Source organism: Flavobacterium davisii (genome assembly GCF_019565505.1).
GTDB lineage: Bacteria > Bacteroidota > Bacteroidia > Flavobacteriales > Flavobacteriaceae > Flavobacterium > Flavobacterium davisii.
This window is the reverse complement of record NZ_CP067378.1, coordinates 1,873,290-1,898,588: the sequence shown is the minus strand read 5'-3', so window position 1 is coordinate 1,898,588 and position 25,299 is coordinate 1,873,290. Positions and strand designations below refer to the sequence as shown.

Genomic DNA, 25,299 nt, shown 5'->3' with positions numbered 1-25,299 from the left:
GAGCCAACGAGCTGAAGAACTGCAAGAACTGGCAACCAATGGACTGCTGACCTGACCCAATGCAGTGCTAAACTCTTCCAATGCGAGCCAAAGAGCTGGAGAACTGCAAGAACTGGCAACCAGTGGACTACTGAACGGATCCAATGCAGTGCTGAACTCTTCCAATGCGAGCCAACGAGCTGGAGAACTGCAAGAACTGGCAACCGGGGACTACTGAACTGCTCCAATGCAGTGCTGAACTCTTCCAATGCGAGCCAACGAGCTGGAGAACTGCAAGAACTGGCAACCAATGGACTACTGAACGGATCCAATGCAGTGCTGAACTCTTCCAATGCGAGCCAACGAGCTGAAGAACTGCAAGAACTGGCAACCAGTGGACTACTGAACGGATCCAATGCAATGCTAAACTCTTCCAATGCGAGCCAACAAGCTGGAGAACTGCAAGAACTGGCAACCAGTGGACTACTGAACGGATCCAATGCAGTGCTGAACTCTTCCAATGCGAGCCAACGAGCTGGAGAACTGCAAGAACTGGCAACCAGTGGACTACTGAACGGATCCAATGCAGTGCTAAACTCTTCCAATGCGAGCCAAAGAGCTGGAGAACTGCAAGAACTGGCAACCAGTGGACTACTGAACGGATCCAATGCAGTGCTGAACTCTTCCAATGCGAGCCAACGAGCTGGAGAACTGCAAGAACTGGCAACCGGGGGACTACTGAACTGCTCCAATGCAGTGCTGAACTCTTCCAATGCGAGCCAACGAGCTGGAGAACTGCAAGAACTGGCAACCAGTGGACTACTGAACGGATCCAATGCAGTGCTGAACTCTTCCAATGCGAGCCAACGAGCTGGAGAACTGCAAGAACTGGCAACCGGGGGACTACTGAACTGCTCCAATGCGAGCCAACAAGCTGGAGAACTGCAAGAACTGGCAACCGGGGGACTACTGAACTGCTCCAATGCAGTGCTGAACTCTTCCAATGCGAGCCAACGAGCTGGAGAACTGCAAGAACTGGCAACCGGGGGACTACTGAACTGCTCCAATGCGAGCCAACAAGCTGGAGAACTGCAAGAACTGGCAACCGGGGGACTGCTAAACTGCTCCAATGCAGTGCTGAACTCTTCCAATGCGAGCCAACGAGCTGGAGAACTGCAAGAACTGGCAACCGGGGACTACTGAACTGCTCCAATGCGAGCCAACAAGCTGGAGAACTGCAAGAACTGGCAACCGGGGACTACTGAACTGCTCCAATGCAGTGCTGAACTCTTCCAATGCGAGCCAACGAGCTGGAGAACTGCAAGAACTGGCAACCGGGGACTGCTAAACGGATCCAATGCAGTGCTGAACTCTTCCAATGCGAGCCAACGAGCTGGAGAACTGCAAGAACTGGCAACCGGGGACTACTGAACTGCTCCAATGCAGTGCTGAACTCTTCCAATGCGAGCCAACGAGCTGGAGAACTGCAAGAACTGGCAACCGGTGGACTAGTGAACTGCTCCAATGCGAGCCAACGAGCTGAAGAACTGCAAGAACTGGCAACCGGTGGACTAGTGAACTGCTCCAATGCGAGCCAAAGAGCTGAAGAACTGCAAGAACTGGCAACCAATGGACTACTGAACGGATCCAATGCAGTGCTAAACTCTTCCAATCCGAGCCAACGAGCTGAAGAACTGCAAGAACTGGCAACCAATGGACTGCTGACCTGACCCAATGCAGTGCTAAACTCTTCCAATGCGAGCCAACGAGCTGAAGAACTGCAAGAACTGGCAACCAATGGACTGCTGACCTGACCCAATGCAGTGCTAAACTCTTCCAATGCGAGCCAACGAGCTGGAGAACTGCAAGAACTGGCAACCAGTGGACTACTGAACGGATCCAATGCAGTGCTGAACTCTTCCAATGCGAGCCAACGAGCTGAAGAACTGCAAGAACTGGCAACCAATGGACTGCTGACCTGACCCAATGCAGTGCTAAACTCTTCCAATGCGAGCCAACGAGCTGAAGAACTGCAAGAACTGGCAACCAATGGACTACTGAACGGATCCAATGCAGTGCTAAACTCTTCCAATGCGAGCCAACGAGCTGAAGAACTGCAAGAACTGGCAACCGGTGGACTAGTGAACTGCTCCAATGCGAGCCAAAGAGCTGAAGAACTGCAAGAACTGGCAACCAATGGACTACTGAACGGATCCAATGCAGTGCTAAACTCTTCCAATCCGAGCCAACGAGCTGAAGAACTGCAAGAACTGGCAACCAATGGACTGCTGACCTGACCCAATGCAGTGCTAAACTCTTCCAATGCGAGCCAAAGAGCTGGAGAACTGCAAGAACTGGCAACCAATGGACTGCTGACCTGACCCAATGCAGTGCTAAACTCTTCCAATGCGAGCCAACGAGCTGGAGAACTGCAAGAACTGGCAACCGGGGACTACTGAACTGCTCCAATGCGAGCCAACAAGCTGGAGAACTGCAAGAACTGGCAACCGGGGACTACTGAACGGATCCAATGCAGTGCTGAACTCTTCCAATGCGAGCCAACGAGCTGGAGAACTGCAAGAACTGGCAACCGGGGACTGCTAAACGGATCCAATGCAGTGCTGAACTCTTCCAATGCGAGCCAAAGAGCTGGAGAACTGCAAGAACTGGCAACCGGGGGACTAGTGAACTGCTCCAATGCAGTGCTGAACTCTTCCAATGCGAGCCAACGAGCTGGAGAACTGCAAGAACTGGCAACCGGTGGACTAGTGAACTGCTCCAATGCGAGCCAACGAGCTGAAGAACTGCAAGAACTGGCAACCGGTGGACTAGTGAACTGCTCCAATGCGAGCCAAAGAGCTGAAGAACTGCAAGAACTGGCAACCAATGGACTACTGAACGGATCCAATGCAGTGCTAAACTCTTCCAATCCGAGCCAACGAGCTGAAGAACTGCAAGAACTGGCAACCAATGGACTACTGAACGGATCCAATGCAGTGCTAAACTCTTCCAATGCGAGCCAACGAGCTGAAGAACTGCAAGAACTGGCAACCGGTGGACTAGTGAACTGCTCCAATGCGAGCCAAAGAGCTGAAGAACTGCAAGAACTGGCAACCGTGGGACTACTGAACTGCTCCAATGCAGTGCTGAACTCTTCCAATGCGAGCCAACGAGCTGGAGAACTGCAAGAACTGGCAACCGGGGGACTAGTGAACTGCTCCAATGCAGTGCTGAACTCTTCCAATGCGAGCCAACGAGCTGGAGAACTGCAAGAACTGGCAACCAGTGGACTACTGAACGGATCCAATGCAGTGCTGAACTCTTCCAATGCGAGCCAACGAGCTGGAGAACTGCAAGAACTGGCAACCGGGGGACTACTGAACTGCTCCAATGCAGTGCTATAGAAATGGTATAAATGACAAAAGCCCCAAATTGGGGCTTTTATCGTTTGGGCTGGATAGGGTATTTCACCGCTCCTGCTTTTTAAATGTCTTTTAATTTATCGATTGTGACAGGGTTTTCGCCTGTACTTCCAAATCCGCAGAATCGGTGTCTATTATTTTGATCGATACGCAACCGAGAGCCAAATATATAAAAATATTTTAATCTTTATAAATTCCCTCGTGGCTAAGAATTGCGTTTACAGTTCGTGGAGATAAATAAAACTTTTGCGCAACTTCTTGAATGATGTATTCAATTTTATATTTTGGGTGCTTTTCTTGTGTCGAATAAAAACAATCCCTTACGTTTTTATTTCTTGTGTTAAGTCTTTCCTTTTTTGTTTCTTTTTTTTGTATTGTGTCCTTCATAGAACAAAAATAAAAAAATAACGTAAAATACTATCCTTAGTTATTCAATACTTTTAAAAATTAACCAAAAAAAACGGCTTTTTTTGTCCTCATTTTCTACCTACTAAAAAGCAAAAACGTTTAAAATACTTAAAATAAAATACTTAAAATGAATAATTCAAGTACTATAAGGACTATATACCCAAAAAGCACAAAAAAAACCGCCTTATTTTTGCGGTTCGTTTCTTAGTGCTTCAATTTCTGAATCTAGCGTTTTTGTGTTCTTTCTGTAATCGTTTAAAAGTTCCTTGTTGCTTTTCTTTCGTAACGGGATTTTTATGTTTAAACCATATTCATTTACTTTTTGTTGTAGCATTCTTAATTTGTCTGTTTTAGTTGGTGGTTTTGGTTTAAATGGTTTTACTTTCAAAATTCCGTTTTCAAAATCCTGCAAACATTCACATATTAATAAATTCAAATATTTGTTTATTGCGTTTTTACCGTTGGTAACTGTAAAATTGAATTTTTCAAAAGTGCTATTTTGATTTTTTGGAAAAACCAAAAAATCTGTTTTTGTGTATTCTAAAAACATATCAAAATCAATGCCCTTGTATTTTAGTTCAAATCCTCGTTTTTTTATTATTTCATACAAATAGTATTTAATCATAAGGCTTTTGCTTTTTAGTTTCTTATCGACTTCAAAATAAAATCGTATGCACTTTATTAAATCGGCTGTATTTGGTGTCGGTTCTTTCTCGGTGCTTTTGTATTCTAAATTATCAGCAGTGAAATCTTTTGTATTGCCATTTTTGAAATTTATTTGACCGCTCCTAAATGGGATTTTGCTAAATGTTTCTAAAATCAATTTTGCAAAGTTGTAGCCTTTGCCGTTTATTACTATCACCCCCTTTGCGGTTGGTGTCAAATATTGTTTACTGCCGTTGTTGTATGCTTTGCCGTATTTCGATACATACAAGCCGTTTATTTTCGTCCTTTTAAATCCTTTGCGTTGTAGTTCTCTTATTGTTTCCTGCGTTGGTTTTGGCTTTTTGTAATCTATGCGCTTTGTTTTTACCTTGTTTTGGCTACTGTGTTCAATCAATTTCTTTAAGTCGTGCAATTTGTCGTTAAATCTGATTTTACCCTTTGAATTGGGTTTTATTTCAATTTTCAAATCATTTCGCCACGCTTTGCCGTCTGCTGTTATATAAAGTCCCTTGTATAGTGTTTTAGTTAGTTTCATTTCGTGCAATTTTAATATACCGCCCTATTGTGGGTAAACTTTTATTTAAAATCTTAGCTATGTCTTTGTATGATTTTCCACTATCGTATAAATCCAATGCTTTAAGATGCACGGCTTTTGTTTCTCTTTGAGGTTTCCAATTTTCTGAAATATACCACTTTTCAACTGTACGAACTGGTGCATCTACAATTTTGCTAATTTCTGATAGTGTTAATCCTATCAAATATAATCTTAAAGCGTTCGCCTTAGTTTCTAGGGTGTAGGTTTGCCTTTGCTTTGGTGGTGTGGGTTTTTTCTTTGTTTTTTTCATTGTAAGGGGTGTTTTAATATCGGTATTCGTTTTCGAGTAAAAAACCCGTAGTAAGGTGGTAGAAAAACGAAACTAATATCTGTTATTATGCGTTTTTGGTGTGGGTTTTTGCTTTGGGTAATTTTTGATTTTATTTCTTATATGTTTTTAGTTTTATGCCCCCCTCTGAAAATTTTATCTTTTAACTGCCTTGCTATGGTTATACAAGGTGTTTTTTGCCTTTTTTGGCTCGAATTACTTGTTTTTAGGCTTGTTATCACTGTTAATCAACTACTTAAATGCTAAGCATCTATTTTTTAGGGTTGTTTTTGATTGTATTAGTAAAAAACTACCTATTTATCAAAATTTCGGGGTTTTTTATGATTTATGTGTTTTACTTTTTGGATAATGCTCTTTTTGCGCTGTGAGTGCCTTTGTTTACTGTATTGCTTCCTTTCGGAAGTTAACGACAAGCTTCCGACAAAAAAAATAACGGTACTTATAAGCTCCGCTATCGCAAATATTTTTATCAAAGAATATCAATACAAATTTATTTTTTCGTTATATATCTGTTTTTCAGTATTATACAATATTTCCCACTGGGAAAAAACAAGGCTTTTGGTCGGTGTAAAATTTTTTTTCTCGTTATCCCAGTTCTCTATGAACCTTTTTAATGTGTAATAAATCTTTATACTGATTGTGTTATTCTTGTACTTCTTTGTAATTTCATTCAAAACCTCGAACGGCTTTTTTTTATGCAATAGACTAGCTAACTCAATTTTTGATATACTTGTTTTTGGTGGTGCTATTATTTCAATTGAAAAATTAAGCTTATCCCAATTATTAAAGAAGATCTTTTGTAATCGCTTTAAATTTTCATTTGCAAAAAAATCAATCAAATAGGTTTTTTCTACCCTCTTATGTATGGTTTCAATGCGCACTATTTTAATGCCATTGGGAGGATGCTTTTTATTATCTTTCATTTCGTGTATTTTGTCGTATATCTTGTTTACTATTCTATAGTCTTTGTGGTATTCGGTTATTACTTGACTTTGGTTTTTATATTTTGGGTCTATGTAAAAAAGCTTTTCTTTGTCCATATCTCCGATGCTGTAAACGTTTTTTAATATCTCCTTTGGTTCAATATCTGTAATGATATTCAAACCTACCTCGTAAAAATTAACGGTTACGTTATCAGGTTCAAACCCTGTTCTTTCAATCAATTTCAATAGTGTTTCTTTGGCTTGACGCATCGTAAAACTATCGTAATTGTTTAGCTCCTTATTTTTTAAATACGTACAGTATTTGTGTAAGCTACCCTCTATTTTCAAACTTTTATCCGTATCAATTTTTATTAACATACCACCGTTAAAGTTCTTAGCTCGTTGGTTATGGTAATGCTTTAATCCGTCCGCATTGTATGACTGTAAACGGCTTGTATTTACTATTTTTTGTATTTCGTATTCCGATAGGTTTTTTTTTGAAAACCTTATTTTATCAATCATTCGTTTTTACTATATTTGCTCAACTTCAAAGGATTATTCTTTTGTAAGTGTTTCTTAACTCTCCTTAAGTAAGAGAGTTGAAAACCGCCCTTAAGTAAGGCGGTTTTTTTTATTCTTGTAAGTAAGTGTTTCTTAATCCTTTAAGCAAGGGAGCTGAAAACTGCCCTTAAATCGTTTTGTATTCGTATTCTTATTTTTTTCCTATGGTTCCATCTGTAAAATGACTATATCCAACCTGATAAAATATATTTTTCCAACCTTTGTTGTTTCGTAATTTTAATGCGTTTTCGTAAGTCATATTATTTTTTACAACCTTTTCGCCTTTAATGCTTATTACTTCAATAATAGTATCTTTTGGTAAAGTAAAAACATCGATTCTGCGTTTTTTTGCCATTGGCTTAGTTTTTATTTTCTGAACGGCTTAACAAAAAATAATCAACATCTGAACGCTTCACAAGTAGCTTGCTGTACTTTTTAGTGTTTATTCTCACTGGTTCTAAATATCCCTTTTCAATGTAACTCTGAAAAGTATTGCGGCTACACTTTAGCAACTCGCAAACCTCTTTAGGTGTCAGAAATTCGGGTTTGCCTATGCCTTTTAACTCTATTAAATTTTTGTTTATTGTGGTTATATTGTTCTTAATTTCATTCCATTCTGTAAGAGGGATGGTTATAACTGCTATATCTGAACTCATTTTAAATAGGTTTTAAAGTTGATTTAAACGGTAATTTAAAAACCACTTTGTTAAATAGTTTAACTCTAATTTGTAAGCTTTCACTTTGTAGGCAGTGTATTGTTTCTATTCTTAAAATCTTCATCTTTTAAAATTCTTCGTGGTTGTTAAATTCTTGTTTTTGAAATATTGAAAATGGTTGTAATTTGGCTTCTTTGATGCTGTTAAAAGTTGTTTGAATTGACTTTATTTTGATTGGGTAATTCTTCAAACTTGTATCCTTCATAGTGAAATTCTGAATTATTGAAAATTGTTATTATCTGCGTTTGTTTACCGTTTTCAAATTCTACATCTGTAACCAGTGCGTTACTAAATGGGATTTTGTTTACTGCTAATTCTTGTACTGGGTTAGTTCCTAAACTCATTTTACAAATCTGCTATTTTACTGAATACTTCTTTTGAGTTTTCTTCTTTGATTAGTAAACTATCTAAAAACAATAGTTCGTTTGTAGGTATTAACTTTTGAGCTATAGACGCTAATTCAGCACAAAGGATTAAGTTTTTGTTTTCGCCTTTATACCCAATACATTCAATAGCGTTTAAAATTATCATTAAATCAATCCCAAGACTTGTAAAATCCTCATAATGGATTGATTTTTTTACTGGTAAGTTTATGAAGTCGCCGCTATTTTTTAAATGTTCGTTAATGTTAATTAGTGTTTTTTTGTTGTATTCTGTAAATTGTTCTGTATTCATTTTGAAAGTGTTTCTATCTATTTAATTTTAATTTTTGCTACTTGATTTGTGGCTTTCTATGGGTTCATTATTCCATTTTATGGCTCTGTTCTTTGCGTTCAAAATAGCGTTTTCGTACTCGCATTCACTTTTATAGTTTTCCGCTATTATATTGCAAATTTGAAGTTCTAACCGTTCTAAATTTGCCTTTGCGTTGTTCAGTTGCAGCTGCTTTTCTTGGACTTCAAAAGTCATTGCGTTTGCCATTTTTCCCAGTCGTTTGGTGGTGTGGGTGCGTGTGTTTAGGAAATCGCTCCAGTGTTTCATATTGTTTTAATTAATGCGGTTAAATCGTCGTTTTTAGTGTCGTCAATCAAAAATTTTTCAATCCCAGTAAGAAAAATGCTTCTGTATTTTTCCGCTGTTTGTTTGGTTCTTAATACATCAACGCCCAGCTTTTCGTAATGTTTTTATGTCGCCGTTTCTACTACTTTATCCTCACCGTTATCACGTACTTTAAAGCGTGTTGGTAGCTTGATAGTTGCCGTATCACTCATTTCGTCAACCGATTTGTTGATTTCTATCTCATTAACTTGATGAAATACATAATTTCCTATTTCAACCTTACACGTTAATACAAACATTAGCTTAAAATATTTGCTTTTTGGTTATCTCTATCTTTTAAATCGGCGTAAAAATCTTGGTCGGATATCGCTTTAATGGAATAAGCTTGTTGTCTCGGGTCTGCCCATCATTTCATCAAAATTTATATCTTCAATTACGATGCGTCGAATGCCAAACAATTCAAAAAAAGGATTATCTACCACATCCAAAGCTTTATCAATATCAACCAACTCTCTCAACATTGCCACTTGTTCGGCTGGGTATTCTTCGGGGTCATCTTCATTTACACATAACCCACGAATTGTAATTGTATAATCTTCTGTTGTAATACATTCCTTAACCGTGCCTTTTCTGCGTTTGTTTACCGTTGCCGTTTTTACAATAGTTTTTGTTAAAGAAAACGAGATTAAAGGCTCGTTGGGTAATTGATATTCCGTGCTTTCATGCGACAATTTAAGTTGCAAGAAGTAGGGTTTGCCAAGCTTTAACCCATTTATCAAATGCAATCCGGGTGCATTGAATTTATGACCATTTTTCGCCCACCAAAGCGGAAATGGAGGATCCACATAATCAATAAGCGCACGTGCGGTCATTTCTTTAAAATCAAACTCCATTATATCGATTGCATTTGGTTGATACTGTTTAAAACTCGTAATACCGCTTCTTGAGTTTTCTCTTGAAATTTGTCGATGCCTTTTTCAGTATTACCCTCTCCCTGTATGGTTAGTGTTTCTACCTTGCACCAGTCCACATTTTCAAATAAAAAGGCATTTTCTTCAATATTTTGTTTTGCCCATCTTGAAAAGTGTGGTTTTGAATATCCAATTGAAATATACAATTTTCGTGCATCAATTGACTGTTTGCCCTCGTTGTCTGTTGTAATGTTCTGTAAAACCATTTTTTTAATTATATTCTGTTAAAATGCTTTTGCGACCTCTTGAAGTTTCTTTGTAGTCTTTAAAATTCTTTTTCATTCGATTTTCTTAAATTGCTTTTGCGACCTCTTGGAGTTTTTTCGTTGCTTTGTTTTTTTTGGTTTTATAATTTTCTAGATATTCAGCTGTAACTTGGATAATTTTTACATCTTCTTTTGTTTTTTTCCCTTAAAAAAACCTTGTACGGTTGCGTAATGCACACCACTCAGAACTGAAATTTCTTTAATACCGCCAGTTGGTAACTGTTCTTTAATTGCTTTAATATCCATTTTTTTTGTTGTTTTAAAAAGTTGTTATTTTTAATAAATATTATGCAAATCTAAAACTTCAATTTTGAAATACAAGTTTTTTTAATAAAAATTTCAATTTTATTATTGAAGTTTTTGGAGCGTAAAAAAGCGGTTATATAACCGCTTGAATATTAATCTTTTAAATTATTTTTACAAATCAATAAAATATCTAAAATTTTCTATACATTTTTTTAAATATTCATCATTACCTATAAAAGTATCCTCGAATACTTCGTAAATTTCTAAAAATTTATCCCCATAAAACAAGTCTATATAACAATAATCCTTATTATAAAATTCAAATAAATTAGAACGTAAATTATTTATTATCATCCATACACTGCTGATTTTATCATTCATTTGTAGTTTATCATAAGCACCTACACCTAAAAAAAACAATAAATGGTTAATTTCCGTATAACTTAAGTCTGTTAATAGTGCCGGTGCATCGCTAAACTCTTCTTTTATTAATTTTCCTAAATTTTGTTCAATAATTTTATCTAACGGCTTTGACCATTTAAAAATCTCTTTACTGGTTAATAGTTTTGTATTGTTTTGCGATATCAAACTAACGGTTCTTTCAATCCGTTTTATTTCACTTTCTAACATTTTACAAATAAAATCATTCTCTAAATCTTTTTCATCAACATACTTAAAATAATCGTCTTCCGATTTGAATTTATAAGGTTTGCTTTTGTAAATGACCTGTACATAAAGCGGATATTTTAGTTTTCCGTTTTCGCTTTGCGGTTTTAAATTTGTGTTTGGATAGTGCTTAACTGTTATTTTGCTTTGTTTACTCATTGGTTTTTGTTTTTGTTTGTAAGTGTTCCTTTTGTGCGAAAATACAAAAAACTTTCTTTTTTATCAATACATATCAAACCGCATAACGCATGATTTAATTAAACAATTCTTTTGCCTTATTTTTATCAAATATTATTTGTAATCAATATAAATTAGTGCTTTGTACTGGTTTTCTACCGTTGAGTAAATACTATTCATAAATCACTGCAAATCAATAAACTAAGAAATATAGTTCATTTACCGTCCAGACCGCAAAAGCTCTTCAGAAATGAGGAGCTTTTCTTTTTAAAATTCATTTTACATATTATTCAAATACTATAGAATATTTTGAATCCAGTTTAAAACCTATAATTTCATAAATTTACAAAACCTAACAAGAAAGAATTTTTATATTTCCTACTCCTCTAAATTTACTCCTGAAAACTTTATTTTTACATTAAACCATTCAAATGAAGTATTTGTAATTCTCTTGTCAAAATAATTTAGCACTATGTTTGGTAATTAAAAAAAAATCTACTTTAATTTATAAAATATTTTAATATATTTCAGTTAAAAATTCTCTATAGCTATTTTAAAACACAATTTAAAAACAAGTAATATGAATAAAACTCTTTTACTATCATTACTTACAAGCTCTTTTACTTTAGCTCAAACAAAAGAAAACATTGAAATTAACGCACTACTAAACAACTGGCACAAGGCTGCCTCAGAAGCAAAATATGCACCTTATTTTAAGGCTATGGCAGCGCAATCCGTTTTTATAGGTACTGATGCTACAGAAAATTGGAATAAGGAAGCCTTCATGAATTTTGCTAAGCCTTATTTTGATAAAGGAAAAGCATGGCATTTTTCAGCTTTAGAAAGGAATATCTATTTATCTTCCGATAAAAAAATGGCTTGGTTTGACGAATTACTCAAAACTCAAATGAAAATTTGTAGAGGTAGTGGTGTTCTTATTAAAGAGGGAAAGAACTGGAAAATTAAACACTATGTATTGTCTATGACAATACCAAATAACAATACAGGTGAGGTAATAAAAATTAAAGCGCCTATAGAAGACGCTTTAATTGAAAAGTTAGAAAAATAATATTAATTCAATTTATTTATAAATATTTTCTTTTAATTGCTTAAACATTTCTATTGTCATTGATTCCAAATCAAAATCATTTTGCCAATTCCAATCTTGTCTTGCAAAAGAATCGTCAATACTTGCTGGCCAACTATCAGCTATTTGCTGACGAAAATCGGGCGCATAATTAACAGTAAAATCGGGATAATGCTTTTGAATTTCTGTAGCTATTTGCGCTGGAGTAAAACTCATAGCTCCTAAATTATAAGAAGATCTAATCTTTATATTCTCAGCAGGAGCTTGCATGATACTTATAGTTGCTTTTATAGCATCATCCATATACATCATGGGTAAACCTGAATTTTCAGATAAAAACGAGGTAAATTTCCCTTCTGTAATTGCCTTATGATAAATATCTACTGCATAGTCTGTCGTTCCACCTCCGGAGGAGTACTCCATGAAATTAATCCTGGATAACGCAAACTACGCACATCAACACCATATTGTTTGTGGTAATATTCACACCATCTCTCACCTGTTTGCTTACTAATTCCATAAACTGTCGAAGGTTCCATAATAGTATACTGAGGCGTATTTTCTCGTGGCGTCGTAGGACCAAAAACAGCTATACTTGATGGCCAGTATATTTTTTTAATTTTTCCAGCCTTAGCCAAATTTAAAACATGAAAAAGCGAGTTCATATTTAAATCCCATGCAAAAGCAGGGTTCTTTTCAGCGGTTGCTGAAAGCAGAGCGGCCATTAGATAAACATCTGTAATTTTATACTTTTCAACCAAAAACTCTATTTGATTGTAATCTAGCGCATTAACAACTTCAAAAATACCATCATTTACCACATCAATATTTAATTTTCTGATGTCAGAAGCAATTACATTCTCCACACCATATAGTTGGCGTAATTTTTGTGTAAGTTCGGTGCCTATTTGTCCACAAGCTCCAATAATCAAAATTTTCGTGTCCATTCCTAAATAGTTAGGGCGCAAATATACGGAATTATGACCATGCACTTTCAAGATCTTCTATACATTTAGTTTCCGTTACACAAAAGTTGTATTTTTGTAATCTCTAATTTTTTAAAATGAAATCTTTTTTTCTCTATAATTTAGGATTGATCTTCGTTCTTTTTTCCTGTAAAAAGAAGAGCAGGATAACGCTATTGAAATTCAAAAATCAATTAAACAAAAAGAATTAGTTTTTAATTCTTTAGATAAGGCTTGGATTTTTTCTGAACAAAAATTAACTCCTGAATCTGAAATCATTGCTTTAAACTGGAATGAATGGCGTTTATTTATAAAAGAATTAAACCAAAAACCGAAGAGTTCTCTTAATGCTTTTAAACTAAAAACCAAAGATTTAGTACAAAAAGTAGATGTTTTACCTAATACGATCCCTACAAAGCTTCAAAAGCCTCAAATTAATGTACGTCTTTCTGCCATCATTACAAAGGTAAAAGCTTTGAATATGTTTTTAAATATTGATCGTATTCCTGAAAAACGAGTGGTTGAATTAGTTTCTGATCTAAATATAGAAGTAAATGCTTTTAACGATCAAATAGAAGAAATCGTCCGCCGTAGCCATATCCAAATGGAAGAAGGTGAAGAAGATATGATTAAACACATCAGTGGAAAAAAATCAGAATCCTTAATTAATCCTGATATTCAAAATCCACAAAAAGAAGAAGTTCCATCATTTGAAGAAATAAAGTAATTATTTTGAATACAGATTATATCAAACAGTTATTTTCTAACCAATCTAAGATTAATCAAATAACCGATTTACTAAATAGCGATCACAAGATTCATCTTAAAGGTTTATTAGGTTCTTCCTTATCATTTATTATAGAGACCTTATTTAGAAAAGCAGACAAAACTTTTTTATTATTAGCAAATGAAAAAGAAGAAGCTGCTTACTTATTAAATGATTTAGAGCAATTGGTTGGCGAAAAAGACGTACTATTTTACCCTAGTTCATACAGAAGACCTTACCAAATTGAAGAAACGGATAATGCTAATGTTTTGCTTCGTTCAGAAGTTTTAAACAGGATTAATTCTAGAAAAAAACCTTGCATTATTGTTTCTTATCCTGAAGCTATTTTTGAAAAAGTAGTTACTAAAAGAGAATTAGACAAAAACACGTTAAAAATTAGTGTTGGTGATAAAGTTTCCATTGATTTCATCAACGAAGTATTATTTGAATACGATTTTAAACGCGTTGATTTTATTACTGAACGGTGAATTTTCAGTGCGTGGTGGTATTTTAGATGTATTTTCTTTTTCTAATGACAACCCATATCGTATTGAATTTTTTGGTAACGAAGTGGATAGTATCAGAACTTTTGATGTAAGTACTCAATTATCCATTGAAACCAAAAACAAAATTACAATTATCCCCAATTTTGAAAATAAATTATTAGAAGAAAAACGCGAAAGCTTCTTAGAATATATTAATCCTAAGACTACTATTTTTGTTCAAAATGTAGATTCTTTATTAAATAATTTGGACAAACTTTTTGCAAAGGCAGAAGAAACTTTTCAAAAATTATCTCAGGATATTAAACATGCTTCTCCTGATGAATTGTTTGTGAACCAAGAAACTTTTATTAAACAAGCATTAAACTTTTCAGTAGTGGAAATGTCTAGCAGACCCACTTTTAGAGTTCAAAACACTTTTGAATTTAATACAAAACCACAACCTTCTTTTAATAAACAATTTGATTTATTGATGGAAGATCTAAAAAACAACCGTCAAAATGGTTTAAAAAATTACCTATTTTGCGCTAACGAACAACAAGCTAAACGTTTCCATGATATTTTTGAATCAATGGATGAGGAGCAGCATGAACATTTTGCTAAAGATTACGAAACCATTGTACTCCCTTTATATCAAGGTTTTATAGATGAAGAAAACCAAATAGCTTGTTATACAGATCATCAAATTTTTGAGCGTTATCACAAATTTTCTATTAAAAATGGATATGCTAAAAAACAGAATATTACATTAAAAGAATTAACTTCTTTAACTGTAGGTGACTATGTTACACATATTGACCATGGAATTGGAAAATTTGGAGGTTTACAAAAATTCAAGTTGAGGGCAAAACACAAGAAGCTATTAAACTTATTTATGCCGATAATGACATCGTATATGTGAGCATTCATTCACTACACAAAATATCAAAATACAACGGTAAAGATGGGGCTCCTCCTAAAATATACAAATTAGGTTCAGGAGCTTGGAAAGCTTTAAAACAAAAAACAAAAGCACGTGTTAAAAATATTGCATTTAATTTAATTCAATTATATGCTAAGCGTCGTTTAGATAGAGGCTATGCTTTTGCCCCTGATAGTTATTTACAACATGAACTAGAAAGTTCTTTCATTTATGAAGATACACCAGACCAATTAAAAGCTACTCAGGATGTAAAAGCAGATATGGAAAACGAACGACCAATGGACCGTTTAGTATGTGGTGATGTAGGATTTGGAAAAACAGAAGTTGCTATTCGTGCCGCATTTAAAGCTGTAGATAATAGCAAACAAGTTGCCGTTTTAGTTCCTACTACAATTTTAGCTTACCAGCATTTTAGAACCTTCAAGTCACGTTTAAAAGACTTACCCGTAAACATTAGTTACCTGAATCGTTTTAGAACAGCTAAACAAAAAACTGAAATTTTAAAAGATTTAGAATCTGGCAAACTGGACATTATAATAGGAACTCACCAATTGGTAAGCAAAAATGTTAAATTTAAAGATTTAGGTTTACTCATTATTGATGAAGAACAAAAATTTGGCGTAAACGTAAAAGATAAGTTAAAAACTATTGCAACTAATGTAGATACATTAACATTAACAGCCACGCCTATCCCAAGAACTTTACAATTTTCTTTAATGGCAGCAAGGGATTTATCTGTAATTAGCACTCCCCCTCCTAATCGTTACCCTATAGATACACAAATAGTTGGCTTTAATGAAGAAGTCATTCGCGATGCTATTTCATACGAAATAGAAAGAGGAGGACAAGTCTATTTCATCAACAATCGTCTCGAAAATATTAAAGAAATTGCAGGCATGATTCAACGTTTAGTTCCTAATGCCAAGGTTGGAATTGGTCATGGGCAAATGGAAGGAAAACAATTAGAAGAAATTATGCTTTCATTTATGGAAGGCGAATTTGATGTTTTAGTTGCTACTACAATCATTGAAAGTGGTTTGGATGTACCCAATGCCAATACCATTTTTATTAACAACGCTAATAATTTTGGTTTGTCTGATTTACACCAAATGCGAGGACGTGTAGGAAGAAGTAACAAGAAGGCTTTTTGTTATTTCATAACACCACCATATTCGGCAATGACAGAGGAAGCGCGTAAACGAATACAAGCATTAACTCAATTTAGCGAGTTAGGTAGCGGATTTAATATTGCAATGAAAGACTTAGAAATTCGTGGTGCTGGCGATTTATTAGGTGGTGAACAAAGTGGTTTTATTAATGAAATTGGTTTTGAAACCTATCAAAAAATCATGCAAGAAGCCATTGAAGAATTAAAAGAAAATGAGTTTAAAGACCTGTATCCTGAAGAAAGTAATCTTGAAACTAAGGAATATGTTAAAGATCTTCAAATTGATACAGATTTTGAATTACTTTTTCCTGATGAATATATTAATAGCGTAACGGAGCGTTTGAGTTTGTATAATGAATTAGCTATTATTAAAACAGACGAAAAATTACAAGAATATCAAAAACAATTAGAAGACCGTTTTGGTAAATTACCTAAATCTGGTTTGGCTTTATTAGATAGTTTACGTTTAAAATGGAAAGCTACTCACTTAGGTATTGAAAAATTGGTATTAAAACAAAACAAAATGGTATGTTATTTTATAGGTGACCAACAAAGTGACTATTATCATTCTCCTCGCTTTCATAAGGTTTTACAATTTGTACAAATGAATAGTACACTCTGTAAAATGAAAGAAAAAGAAACCAAAAATGGCCTTCGTTTGTTACTATCTTTTGACAATGTAAAATCAATTAAAAAAGCATTGGAATTAATGGAACTCATTTAGTAAGTTAGTAAACTCAAATTATGCATTAGAAATTTATTATGAATAAATTAAGGACTTTTAATCTAAAAAGGGGGGCTTTCTTTTGTCCTTAGTTAGGCTGGGTTGAAGGAATGTGTTGGAAAGATGCAATCATTAAAAACGAAAAAATCATCAGAAAAATAAATATTTTTTTGATGATTTTTTTGATACGTTTGAAATGAATTACTTAGTCGAAATTTTATTTCGTTAACTTTAAATCCTTGATTATTTTAAAAGCTTTATCTACTACATTGTCATCTACTAATACCGTAAATTCATTAGAAGTAGAAATGACTTCGTATATTACAATACCCTCCCAAGCAAGGCGTTGAAAAATAAAATAATAAATACCGGAAGTAACGGTATTTTCTTTAGGAAGTTTTACAGTTATAGAAGAAAGGTTTTCTAATTTTTGAGTTAATCTTTCCTCTTTAAAATACTTATCAATAAGCTCGCTTACTGAATCACTCACAACTATGTTTGTTTCATTAACACCTCTAGAAGAAGTAAAAAATACATCCTGACGCTTATTTAGCTCCGTTATCAATTCAGCTTGTTTTTGAAAAATACTATCAGAAACTAAGTACGTATAATCATTCAAAGAAGACCGAACTGTTATTTCACCTATTTCTCTTAAAACCTTTGTGATTTTATGATTTACTTGAAAGTTTAAATCTTCAGATAGTCTTTTCAGAGCCATAATAATAGCGCCTTGTTTCACATCTTTTCCTAATTCAACTTCGAGCTCTTCAGTGATTAATCTTGCTAATGAAGTAAGATTAATAATACCTTACGACAGCGCATTTAATAAAAATGGCTTAGACTTGATGTAGTTTTCTACTACAGAAGAAATTGTTTTCATTTCTGGGGAATTTAAATTTTAATTTTCACTCATTGTTAGTTTGTTTTTTAGAATGTATAATTTAAAATAAAAACCTCTCGGGACGCAAATATATTCATAATTCACCAAAATAAATACAAGATTTTTACTAAATATAATTTATTGTTTGTTTTTCTTGATTTTTATTAAAAATAATAAAACGCATCAACTAAGTGTTCTATTGTGTGAATTTCATTTTTTTTTATTATTGATATGATATCAAAACGAATTTCAAGATCTAAATCTGTTTCTTGAATATATTCGTCTATCGCTTTTACCAATAATTTTATTTTCTTTTTATTAACAAAATCTTCAGGATTTCCATATTCAATAGAAGTTCTTGTTTTTACCTCTATAACAATTAACCAATCCTCTTTTCGAGCAATGATATCTATTTCAGCCTTTCTAGCTTGATAGTTTTGTTCTAGAATTTGATATCCATTTTTTAACAAATATTCAACCGCTATCTTTTCACCTTGTTTTCCTATTTCATTATGTTCCGCCATACGATTTAAAATTATGGATTAACAATCTTAGATTTGTAGAAGTACAATCTTAACAATTTGCCTATTACTGTTCAAAAATCACCTTAGAACACTCTTTATTGATATCTAAAACAATCTGAGAGCCTAATATTAAAGCTCTATTGTCTCGAATATGTCCAGCTGGAAATTCAAAAACAATAGGGATATTATATTTTTTAGTTACATCATTTACAATTTGAAGAGCATCTTTACCCCATGGAATTTCATTATCTTTCATTTTTGTCATTCCTCCTACAAGAATTCCTTTAATACTTTCTAAACAACCATTTCGTTTAAGATTCATCATCATTCTATCAATATGGTACAAATATTCATCTAGATCTTCGATGAATAATATTTTATCCGTACAGTCAATAGCAGAAGGCGATCCTAATAAACTGTATAAAATAGACAAGTTCCCTCCTACTAATTCTCCTTTGGCCTGTCCGAATCGGTTCATAGGGTGAGGTTCTAAGTCATATTCTAAATATTCGTTTTCAAATAAAGTAGTTTTTAAAGATTCTTTTGCTTGTGTCGTAGCTTTTGCTACAGTTACAGGCATAATTCCATGGATAGACTTATATCCCATAGTATTTAAATGACTATGTAAAACTGTAACATCACTAAAACCAACAATCCATTTTGGATTTTCCTTAAACTTGGTAAAATCTAATAAATCAATCATTCGTACAGTACCATAACCGCCTCGTACACACCAAATCATTTTAATATTGGGATTGTCTAATTGTTCTTGAAAATCTTTTGCTCGTTGTTCATCGGTTCCTGCTAATTGATTTAAATCTAAACCAATTGTACTCCCTATCTTTACTTCTAACCCCCAGCTTTTTAGTAGTTCTATTGCTGGTTTTAAATTATCATCAATATTTTTACGAGCTGTGGCTACAATAGCCACAGTATCTCCTTTTTTAAATACGGTGGTGTGATCATGTTTTTTTGTGAGTAAGAATAACTAAAGATTAAAATAAATAAAAGATAAAATTTCATGTTTTTGAAAAATACTTATAAAATACAAAACTAAATAATAAACTGAAACAAATAAGTATGAAAAATATTGGTTATTAATAATCTTCTTTTCTTTATCTAACTAAGTATTTTCTTTTAGTCTATTTTTTTAAAAAAAATGATCATTTTAAATTTGCATTCCATTCATTATTCTTCAAGCATTAAATCATAGTTTTTTATTTTATATAATACTTTTTTTACCTGAATACAAAAATAGAATAGTATTTTTGTAGCCTTAAAATTATACTTGTTTCAAATCGTTTTTAAAAAATTGATTTACTATGATAATAAATCCAAAAAGATATACAATTACAGCAGCCTTACCTTATACTAATGGGCCTATTCATATTGGACATTTAGCAGGGGTATATGTACCATCCGATATTTACGCTCGTTATTTACGTTTGCAAGGTAAAGATGTTGCTTTTATTTGTGGAAGTGATGAACATGGTGTGGCTATTTCTATGAAAGCTAAAAAAGAAGGAATTACACCTCAAGAAGTAATTGATAAATATGACGGAATTATCCGTAAATCATTTGAAGATTTTGGAATTTCATTTGACAACTATTCTCGTACTTCTGCAAAAATACATCATGAAACAGCCTCTGCTTTCTTTAAAAAAATGTATACCGAAAATAAGTTTATAGAAGAAACTACTGACCAATTATTTGATGAACAAGCACAACAATTTTTAGCTGATCGTTTTGTTACAGGAACTTGCCCTAAATGTGCTAATGAAGAAGCTTACGGTGATCAATGCGAAAAATGCGGGACTTCTTTGAACGCTACTGATTTAATTAATCCGAAATCAACAATTACAGGATCAACTCCTATTTTAAAATCAACAAAACATTGGTTTTTACCTTTAGATCAATACGATGCTTTCTTAAAAGAATGGATCATTGAAGGTCATAAAAACGACTGGAAATCAAATGTATATGGCCAAGTGAGTTCATGGTTAAATGATGGTTTAAAACCTCGTGCTGTAACACGCGACTTAGATTGGGGAATTGATGTACCTGTAGAAGGTGCTGAAGGCAAAAAGTTATATGTTTGGTTTGATGCTCCTATAGGCTATATTTCTTCAACAAAGGAATGGGCACAAAGAGAGGGTAAAGATTGGGAACCTTATTGGAAAGATCAAGATACTAAATTAGTCCACTTTATAGGAAAAGATAATATCGTTTTTCATTGTGTAATTTTTCCTGCTATGCTAAAGGCGCATGGTGATTATATTTTACCTGACAATGTACCTGCCAATGAGTTTTTAAATTTAGAAGGGAATAAATTATCTACTTCTAAAAATTGGGCAGTATGGTTACATGAGTATTTATCTGACTTTCCAGAAAAACAAGATGTATTACGTTATGCTCTAACTGCTAATGCTCCAGAAACGAAAGATAATGATTTTACATGGAAAGATTTCCAAGCAAGAAACAATAATGAGTTGGCCGCTATTTTTGGAAATTTTATTAATCGAGTAGTTGTATTAACAAATAAATACTATAACGGGATTATCCCTACTCCAAGCACGTTTACAGAAGTTGACGAACAAACGTTAGCTGAGTTAAAAGCCTATCCAGCAGTAATTGCTTCTTCTATTGAACGCTATAGATTTAGAGAAGCTTTAGGCGAAATGATGAATGTAGCACGCTTAGGCAACAAATATTTAGCTGATGAAGAACCTTGGAAAATGGTTAAAACAGATCCAGAGCGTGTAAAAACACAAATGTATGTAGCTTTACAAATAGCAGCTGCTTTACGCGTATTAGCTGAACCATTTTTACCCTTTACAGCTAATAAATTGGCTAAAGTATTAAATCTTGAGCAGTTGAACTGGAATAAGGTAGCCCAAGTATCGGATTTATTACCCCAGGACACCTAATTTTAACTGAAAAAACAGCTGTTTTATTCGCCCAAATTGAAGATACTGAAATACAAAAACAAATTGATAAATTAGAAGCAACCAAAACGGCTAATGCTGCTGAAAAAGCTTCAACAAAAAATACTATTATGCCGCAAAAAGAAACCACCACTTTTGATGATTTTTCAAAAATTGATTTACGTGTAGGAACGATCATCGAAGCTGAAAAAATGCCAAAAGCAGATAAGTTGTTAGTGTTAAAAGTAGATACAGGAATTGATGTTCGGACTATCGTTTCTGGAATTGCAGAACATTTCACACCAGAAGAAGTAATAGGTAAACGTGTTACTGTTTTAGTAAATTTAGCTCCTCGCGCATTACGTGGAGTAGAAAGTCAAGGAATGCTTTTATTAACTCAAAATGCTGAAGGAACATTAGTTTTTGTTAACCCAGAAGCTGAAGGAGTAGAAAACGGAGCCACAATTGCTTAATAAATTTTAAAGATAAAGCGTGTTCAAAAAATCTAATTTATTTCTCTAAACAATAGAGGGAAATTATTTTAAAAAGTCTTCATTTTTCCATTTCAACCAAAAGGAGACGCAAACAAAATAAACAGGTGAAAAAATCGCATAGTGCTGATAATATAACTTCTCCTATCGAAGTGACAAACTAACCGTTGAATTAGTATTTTTTGAACCTCTTTTCTTTATATTGAAAAGAGGATACAATTACACATTTTTAGAACACCTCTTTTTATTTTTGAAGTACGTTTTAAAAAAATCTTATATATATTATATTCCAATAGAAGTAAAAACTATTGATTTAATCTTCGAATTTTATTCCTCTTTAAAAAAACGTTAGAATTTCATTTTAACAACTATCAACTCATCTAAAGGAAATAATTAAATAACTTAATAGATGAAGCCACATTTTTTTGTAAATTTGACCAGTAAACAAACCTATTTTTATGTTACAAAAGAATATTGAAGACGCGTTAAACAAACAAATTAGAATAGAAGCTGAATCATCACAGGTATATTTGTCTATGGCATGTTGGGCAGAAATACATGGTTTTGAAGGAATTGCTCGTTTTATGTATTTGCAATCAGATGAAGAGCGTATGCACATGCTTAAATTAGTTAAATACGTTAATGAGCGAGGAGGACATGCCTTGATAACCGATTTAAAAATGCCAAAAACATCGTTCAGCACTTTTCAGGAAATGTTTGAAGAGTTGTATAAACACGAATTATTTGTATCTGATTCAATTAATGAATTAGTCCACATTACTTTCGAAGGAAAAGATTATGCCACCCACAATTTCTTACAATGGTATGTAGCAGAACAAATAGAAGAGGAAGCTCAAGCTAAATCTATCTTAGACAAAATAAATATGATAGGTGATGATAAGGGCGGGTTATATTTATTTGATAGAGATATACTTCAAATAACAAATAAGAATAATGAAGTAAAATAACGCTTATTTTGAGCAAAAAGAAAAAAACAAAAGTAAAGACAGTCACGAAAAAACGCTTGAAAAATTACATAAAAAAGCGGAAAAGTGTAAGTCAAAATGCTGTGAAAAATATAAAAAGAAAGAATCAAAAAGGTGCAAACGTTGCCCTATGTTTGATTTAATCGAAAAATTTAAAACTCCCTCCAAATGAGGGATTTTTTATTTAAAATAACTTATTTTTGAAAAAATCATTAATCGAATCGAAGATGGCACTCAAAATAATAGCTTTTGATGCAGATGACACTTTATGGCATAACGAACCCTACTTTGACGAAGCACAAGAAAAATTCTGTGCTTTATTTCATAGTTATGCTTCACATCAAGAAATTCTGCAATTGATATTAAATAATCAAATCAAAAATTTACCCCTATACGGTTTTGGAATTAAGGGTTTTACTCTTTCTATGATGGAATCAGCCTTACAATTAACTCAAAATCAGATTTCTGGAAATATTATCAATAAAATTATACAAATAGGAAAAGATCTGTTACTTAAACCTGTAGAATTACTTCCAGAAGTAGAAGAAGTACTAAAACAATTAAAAGATAATTATAAATTAATTGTAGCTACAAAAGGCGATTTAAAAGATCAACATCGTAAATTACATGATTCAGGATTAGGGCATTATTTTCATCATATTGAAGTAATGACTGATAAAACCGAAATAGACTACACTAAAATGCTAGGACGATTGGATATACAAGTTCAAAATTTTATGATGATTGGAAATTCCTTAAAGTCTGATGTATTACCTGTACTAAATATAGGAGGTTATGGCGTACATATTCCCTATCATACCACTTGGGCTTATGAGCAAATTGATTTTGAAATTAAACATGATAAATTTAAAGCATTTGAATCTATTAAAGACATACTCCTCGTACTGTAAATCTTATATTTATTATATCATCGTATTTTTTAAACCAGATTGTGTCTTAAAAATTTATTACAAATAAAAGGGAGTTTAAACCTAAAGAAGCATTCTTATTTTGTCCTCAATTAGGTTATCCTAAAAGGTCTCAATCTTATCATTTCTGCAACAGGAGAAATCACATAACCTTGATAATGTGACTTCTCCCTTTGGTCAAAGTAACAAACGACATGTTAATTTACGGCTTTTGCCAGCTCGTATCTGCAAGAAAAAATTTCGTTTATTTTTTTCTTTATTTTTTCATCTTCTCCACAAAGTCTAATCTGAAATTTGTAATTAAAATATTTCAAAACAAAAACAACAAGAATCTAATAATTAAAAAGTACAATTCAACCAAAAAAAAGTTATAAAAACCTGATTTTAAAACAAATAACTATTTTTATTAAAATATATTATATTTCTAAAATAGTTATAATCTTCTCATTTTCATCGATACATTTGAGTCATTAATCCTTTTATGCCAACCAATCAACTAATAAAAATTAAGAAAATAATATCTAATTCTTATTTTTGAATCTATACTGCCATAATTTTTTATTAAATAACTTTCTGAAATGAAAAAATTACTAACTATTCTTCTTTTAGAAGATGATAAAATTGAGGTTATGAAATTTAATAGAGTGATTAGTTCTTTCAATTTGATTCATAAAGTAATTGAAGCAAATAATGGTATTGAAGCTCTAGATATTTTAAAAAACAAAGAAATTTTGCCCGACATTATCGTGTTGGATCTAAATATGCCTAAATTAAATGGGATTGAATTTCTAAAAATCTTAAAGGAAGATGAAAGGTTAAGATATATCCCCTCGATTATACTTTCAACCTCTAGTAATCACAAAGATTTATTGGAATGTTACAGGATAGGAATAGCAGGCTATATTATAAAGCCTCTAAAGTACGATGAGTATGTTGAAAAAATTCAATCTCTTTTTGAGTATTGGAGTCATAATGAGTTAATTTCACATTGATTTATTTTTATGTATGGAATTGTAAACAAAGCTATTCAAGATTTAATTATATCAAATTTTGGAGAACAAAAATGGGATGAAATCCGAGACAAAAGTGGTGTTGATCACGATTATTTTATAAGTGGACAATCTTATGACGATGATGTAACTTACAAATTAGCAAGTACAACTGCTCACGAATTAAATATTACTCTTGAGGAAGTTTTCGTGACTTTCGGAGAGTGGTGGATTTTAAAAACAACTCAAGAAAAATATCAAGGTTTAATGCAATCAGGAGGTACTTGTTTAAAAGACTTTTTAATTAATTTACCTTTATTTCATAATAGAGTTATGCTTATTTATCCTAACTTAACTCCTCCTGAATTTAAAGTATCGGATATTTCTGAAAAAAGTCTTAACTTACACTACTTCTCCGTAAGAGAAGGTTTACAGGCTTTTGTAAAAGGTTTAATTCAAGGTCTTAGTATTTTATTTAAAACTCCTGTTGAAATTAAAATAATCAAAAGCCGTGATAAAGGCGATACTCACGAGATTTTTAATATAAGTTGGTAGGA

At 33.1% G+C, this 25,299-nt stretch carries 30 protein-coding genes and 5 pseudogenes; 18 read left to right on the top strand and 17 right to left on the bottom strand.

Annotation, left to right across the window (positions count from 1 at the left end):
- Window positions 1–64 precede the first annotated feature (64 nt).
- From JJC05_RS09160 to JJC05_RS09125, 8 genes are all read left to right on the top strand, one after another.
- Window positions 65–217 carry a hypothetical protein gene (locus JJC05_RS09160; RefSeq protein ID WP_235877270.1) on the top strand — a complete coding sequence of 51 codons (153 nt, stop codon included), beginning with the start codon at window positions 65–67 and terminating at the stop codon, window positions 215–217.
- 14 nt (window positions 218–231) lie between these two features.
- Window positions 232–1,182, top strand: a complete 951-nt coding sequence (locus tag JJC05_RS09155; RefSeq protein WP_235877269.1) for a hypothetical protein — start codon at window positions 232–234, stop codon at window positions 1,180–1,182.
- On the top strand, window positions 1,130–1,327 hold the full coding sequence (locus JJC05_RS09150; RefSeq protein WP_235877268.1) for a hypothetical protein: 198 nt from the start codon (window positions 1,130–1,132) through the stop codon (window positions 1,325–1,327). Before JJC05_RS09155 ends, JJC05_RS09150 begins: the two co-directional genes overlap by 53 nt.
- On the top strand, window positions 1,275–1,709 hold the full coding sequence (locus JJC05_RS09145) for a hypothetical protein (RefSeq protein WP_235877267.1): 435 nt from the start codon (window positions 1,275–1,277) through the stop codon (window positions 1,707–1,709). Before JJC05_RS09150 ends, JJC05_RS09145 begins: the two co-directional genes overlap by 53 nt.
- A 93-nt stretch (window positions 1,710–1,802) precedes the next feature.
- Window positions 1,803–1,961, top strand: coding sequence for a hypothetical protein (locus JJC05_RS09140; protein WP_235877266.1), 159 nt, complete (start codon window positions 1,803–1,805; stop codon window positions 1,959–1,961).
- A 9-nt stretch (window positions 1,962–1,970) separates the two neighbouring features.
- A complete protein-coding gene (locus JJC05_RS09135; RefSeq protein WP_235877265.1) occupies window positions 1,971–2,276 on the top strand; it encodes a hypothetical protein in 306 nt (101 codons plus the stop codon).
- A 109-nt stretch (window positions 2,277–2,385) separates the two neighbouring features.
- Complete coding sequence (locus JJC05_RS09130; protein ID WP_235877264.1) at window positions 2,386–2,583, top strand: hypothetical protein; 198 nt, start codon at window positions 2,386–2,388, stop codon at window positions 2,581–2,583.
- A gap of 14 nt (window positions 2,584–2,597) precedes the next feature.
- Window positions 2,598–3,383 carry a hypothetical protein gene (locus JJC05_RS09125; RefSeq protein WP_235877263.1) on the top strand — a complete coding sequence of 262 codons (786 nt, stop codon included), beginning with the start codon at window positions 2,598–2,600 and terminating at the stop codon, window positions 3,381–3,383.
- Window positions 3,384–3,993: 610 nt separating this feature from the next.
- Here JJC05_RS09125 and JJC05_RS09120 read toward each other — a convergent pair.
- The 13 genes from JJC05_RS09120 to JJC05_RS09065 all read right to left on the bottom strand — a co-directional run bounded on the left by JJC05_RS09120 (window position 3,994) and on the right by JJC05_RS09065 (window position 10,866).
- Window positions 3,994–5,010, bottom strand: a complete 1,017-nt coding sequence (locus JJC05_RS09120) for a hypothetical protein (protein WP_235877262.1) — start codon at window positions 5,008–5,010, stop codon at window positions 3,994–3,996.
- Entirely contained in the window at window positions 4,997–5,320 is a 324-nt protein-coding gene (locus JJC05_RS09115; RefSeq protein WP_235877261.1) for a helix-turn-helix domain-containing protein, read from the bottom strand. Before JJC05_RS09115 ends, JJC05_RS09120 begins: the two co-directional genes overlap by 14 nt.
- Window positions 5,321–5,838: 518 nt before the next feature.
- A complete protein-coding gene (locus JJC05_RS09110) occupies window positions 5,839–6,804 on the bottom strand; it encodes a hypothetical protein (RefSeq protein WP_235877260.1) in 966 nt (321 codons plus the stop codon).
- A 190-nt stretch (window positions 6,805–6,994) separates the two neighbouring features.
- The gene (locus tag JJC05_RS09105) at window positions 6,995–7,198 is read right to left on the bottom strand and encodes a hypothetical protein (protein WP_235877259.1); all 204 of its coding nucleotides are present in this window, start codon (window positions 7,196–7,198) and stop codon (window positions 6,995–6,997) included.
- Window positions 7,199–7,202: 4 nt separating this feature from the next.
- Complete coding sequence (locus JJC05_RS09100; RefSeq protein WP_235877258.1) at window positions 7,203–7,499, bottom strand: helix-turn-helix domain-containing protein; 297 nt, start codon at window positions 7,497–7,499, stop codon at window positions 7,203–7,205.
- Between the two features lie 203 nt (window positions 7,500–7,702).
- The gene (locus tag JJC05_RS09095; protein WP_235877257.1) at window positions 7,703–7,903 is read right to left on the bottom strand and encodes a hypothetical protein; all 201 of its coding nucleotides are present in this window, start codon (window positions 7,901–7,903) and stop codon (window positions 7,703–7,705) included.
- A 1-nt stretch (window position 7,904) separates the two neighbouring features.
- On the bottom strand, window positions 7,905–8,234 hold the full coding sequence (locus JJC05_RS09090; protein WP_235877256.1) for a hypothetical protein: 330 nt from the start codon (window positions 8,232–8,234) through the stop codon (window positions 7,905–7,907).
- Window positions 8,235–8,261: 27 nt separating this feature from the next.
- On the bottom strand, window positions 8,262–8,540 hold the full coding sequence (locus tag JJC05_RS09085) for a hypothetical protein (protein ID WP_235877255.1): 279 nt from the start codon (window positions 8,538–8,540) through the stop codon (window positions 8,262–8,264).
- A 143-nt stretch (window positions 8,541–8,683) separates the two neighbouring features.
- Entirely contained in the window at window positions 8,684–8,857 is a 174-nt protein-coding gene (locus JJC05_RS09080) for a hypothetical protein (protein ID WP_235877254.1), read from the bottom strand.
- Between the two features lie 72 nt (window positions 8,858–8,929).
- On the bottom strand, window positions 8,930–9,451 hold the full coding sequence (locus tag JJC05_RS09075) for a DUF6046 domain-containing protein (protein ID WP_258928359.1): 522 nt from the start codon (window positions 9,449–9,451) through the stop codon (window positions 8,930–8,932).
- Window positions 9,451–9,735, bottom strand: a complete 285-nt coding sequence (locus JJC05_RS09070; protein ID WP_235877253.1) for an antA/AntB antirepressor family protein — start codon at window positions 9,733–9,735, stop codon at window positions 9,451–9,453. Before JJC05_RS09070 ends, JJC05_RS09075 begins: the two co-directional genes overlap by 1 nt.
- Before the next feature lie 180 nt (window positions 9,736–9,915).
- Window positions 9,916–10,041 (bottom strand): hypothetical protein, encoded by a 126-nt coding sequence (locus tag JJC05_RS17175; RefSeq protein WP_258928358.1) that lies wholly within the window; start codon window positions 10,039–10,041, stop codon window positions 9,916–9,918.
- Window positions 10,042–10,212: 171 nt separating this feature from the next.
- Complete coding sequence (locus JJC05_RS09065) at window positions 10,213–10,866, bottom strand: hypothetical protein (protein WP_235877252.1); 654 nt, start codon at window positions 10,864–10,866, stop codon at window positions 10,213–10,215.
- Window positions 10,867–11,464: 598 nt separating this feature from the next.
- On the opposite strand from JJC05_RS09065, the gene JJC05_RS09060 reads away from it, so the two are divergent.
- The gene (locus JJC05_RS09060; protein WP_105196231.1) at window positions 11,465–11,953 is read left to right on the top strand and encodes a nuclear transport factor 2 family protein; all 489 of its coding nucleotides are present in this window, start codon (window positions 11,465–11,467) and stop codon (window positions 11,951–11,953) included.
- Window positions 11,954–11,965: 12 nt separating this feature from the next.
- Here the strand turns inward: JJC05_RS09060 and JJC05_RS09055 are convergent.
- A pseudogene (locus JJC05_RS09055) lies at window positions 11,966–12,918 on the bottom strand (NAD-dependent epimerase/dehydratase family protein).
- A 499-nt stretch (window positions 12,919–13,417) separates the two neighbouring features.
- On the opposite strand from JJC05_RS09055, the gene JJC05_RS17170 reads away from it, so the two are divergent.
- From JJC05_RS17170 to mfd, 4 genes and pseudogenes are all read left to right on the top strand, one after another.
- Window positions 13,418–13,663 carry a hypothetical protein gene (locus JJC05_RS17170; RefSeq protein ID WP_258928357.1) on the top strand — a complete coding sequence of 82 codons (246 nt, stop codon included), beginning with the start codon at window positions 13,418–13,420 and terminating at the stop codon, window positions 13,661–13,663.
- A gap of 5 nt (window positions 13,664–13,668) precedes the next feature.
- Window positions 13,669–14,190, top strand: a complete 522-nt coding sequence (locus tag JJC05_RS18835; RefSeq protein WP_374226284.1) for a hypothetical protein — start codon at window positions 13,669–13,671, stop codon at window positions 14,188–14,190.
- Window positions 14,102–15,078, top strand: a pseudogene (locus JJC05_RS18830) (CarD family transcriptional regulator); the annotation flags it as partial. The gene JJC05_RS18835 and the pseudogene JJC05_RS18830, both read left to right, overlap by 89 nt.
- Entirely contained in the window at window positions 15,076–17,019 is a 1,944-nt protein-coding gene (mfd, locus tag JJC05_RS18825; protein ID WP_374226358.1) for a transcription-repair coupling factor, read from the top strand. The pseudogene JJC05_RS18830 and the gene mfd, both read left to right, overlap by 3 nt.
- 217 nt (window positions 17,020–17,236) lie before the next feature.
- Here the strand turns inward: mfd and JJC05_RS09040 are convergent.
- The 3 genes and pseudogenes from JJC05_RS09040 to JJC05_RS09030 form a co-directional block, all read right to left on the bottom strand.
- Window positions 17,237–17,899, bottom strand: a pseudogene (locus tag JJC05_RS09040) (aspartate kinase).
- Between the two features lie 164 nt (window positions 17,900–18,063).
- A complete protein-coding gene (locus tag JJC05_RS09035; protein WP_088390640.1) occupies window positions 18,064–18,423 on the bottom strand; it encodes a YraN family protein in 360 nt (119 codons plus the stop codon).
- Between the two features lie 64 nt (window positions 18,424–18,487).
- Window positions 18,488–19,446 (bottom strand): annotated as a pseudogene (locus tag JJC05_RS09030) (S66 peptidase family protein).
- 299 nt (window positions 19,447–19,745) lie between these two features.
- On the opposite strand from JJC05_RS09030, the pseudogene metG reads away from it, so the two are divergent.
- The 5 genes and pseudogenes from metG to JJC05_RS09005 all read left to right on the top strand — a co-directional run bounded on the left by metG (window position 19,746) and on the right by JJC05_RS09005 (window position 25,297).
- Window positions 19,746–21,820, top strand: a pseudogene (gene metG / locus JJC05_RS09025) (methionine--tRNA ligase).
- Window positions 21,821–22,296: 476 nt separating this feature from the next.
- Window positions 22,297–22,806, top strand: a complete 510-nt coding sequence (locus JJC05_RS09020) for a ferritin (RefSeq protein ID WP_088390646.1) — start codon at window positions 22,297–22,299, stop codon at window positions 22,804–22,806.
- A gap of 245 nt (window positions 22,807–23,051) precedes the next feature.
- Window positions 23,052–23,735, top strand: coding sequence for an HAD family hydrolase (locus tag JJC05_RS09015; RefSeq protein ID WP_127823723.1), 684 nt, complete (start codon window positions 23,052–23,054; stop codon window positions 23,733–23,735).
- Between the two features lie 596 nt (window positions 23,736–24,331).
- Window positions 24,332–24,745, top strand: a complete 414-nt coding sequence (locus JJC05_RS09010) for a response regulator (protein WP_088390650.1) — start codon at window positions 24,332–24,334, stop codon at window positions 24,743–24,745.
- A 9-nt stretch (window positions 24,746–24,754) separates the two neighbouring features.
- Complete coding sequence (locus tag JJC05_RS09005; protein WP_088390652.1) at window positions 24,755–25,297, top strand: heme NO-binding domain-containing protein; 543 nt, start codon at window positions 24,755–24,757, stop codon at window positions 25,295–25,297.
- Window positions 25,298–25,299 lie beyond the last annotated feature (2 nt).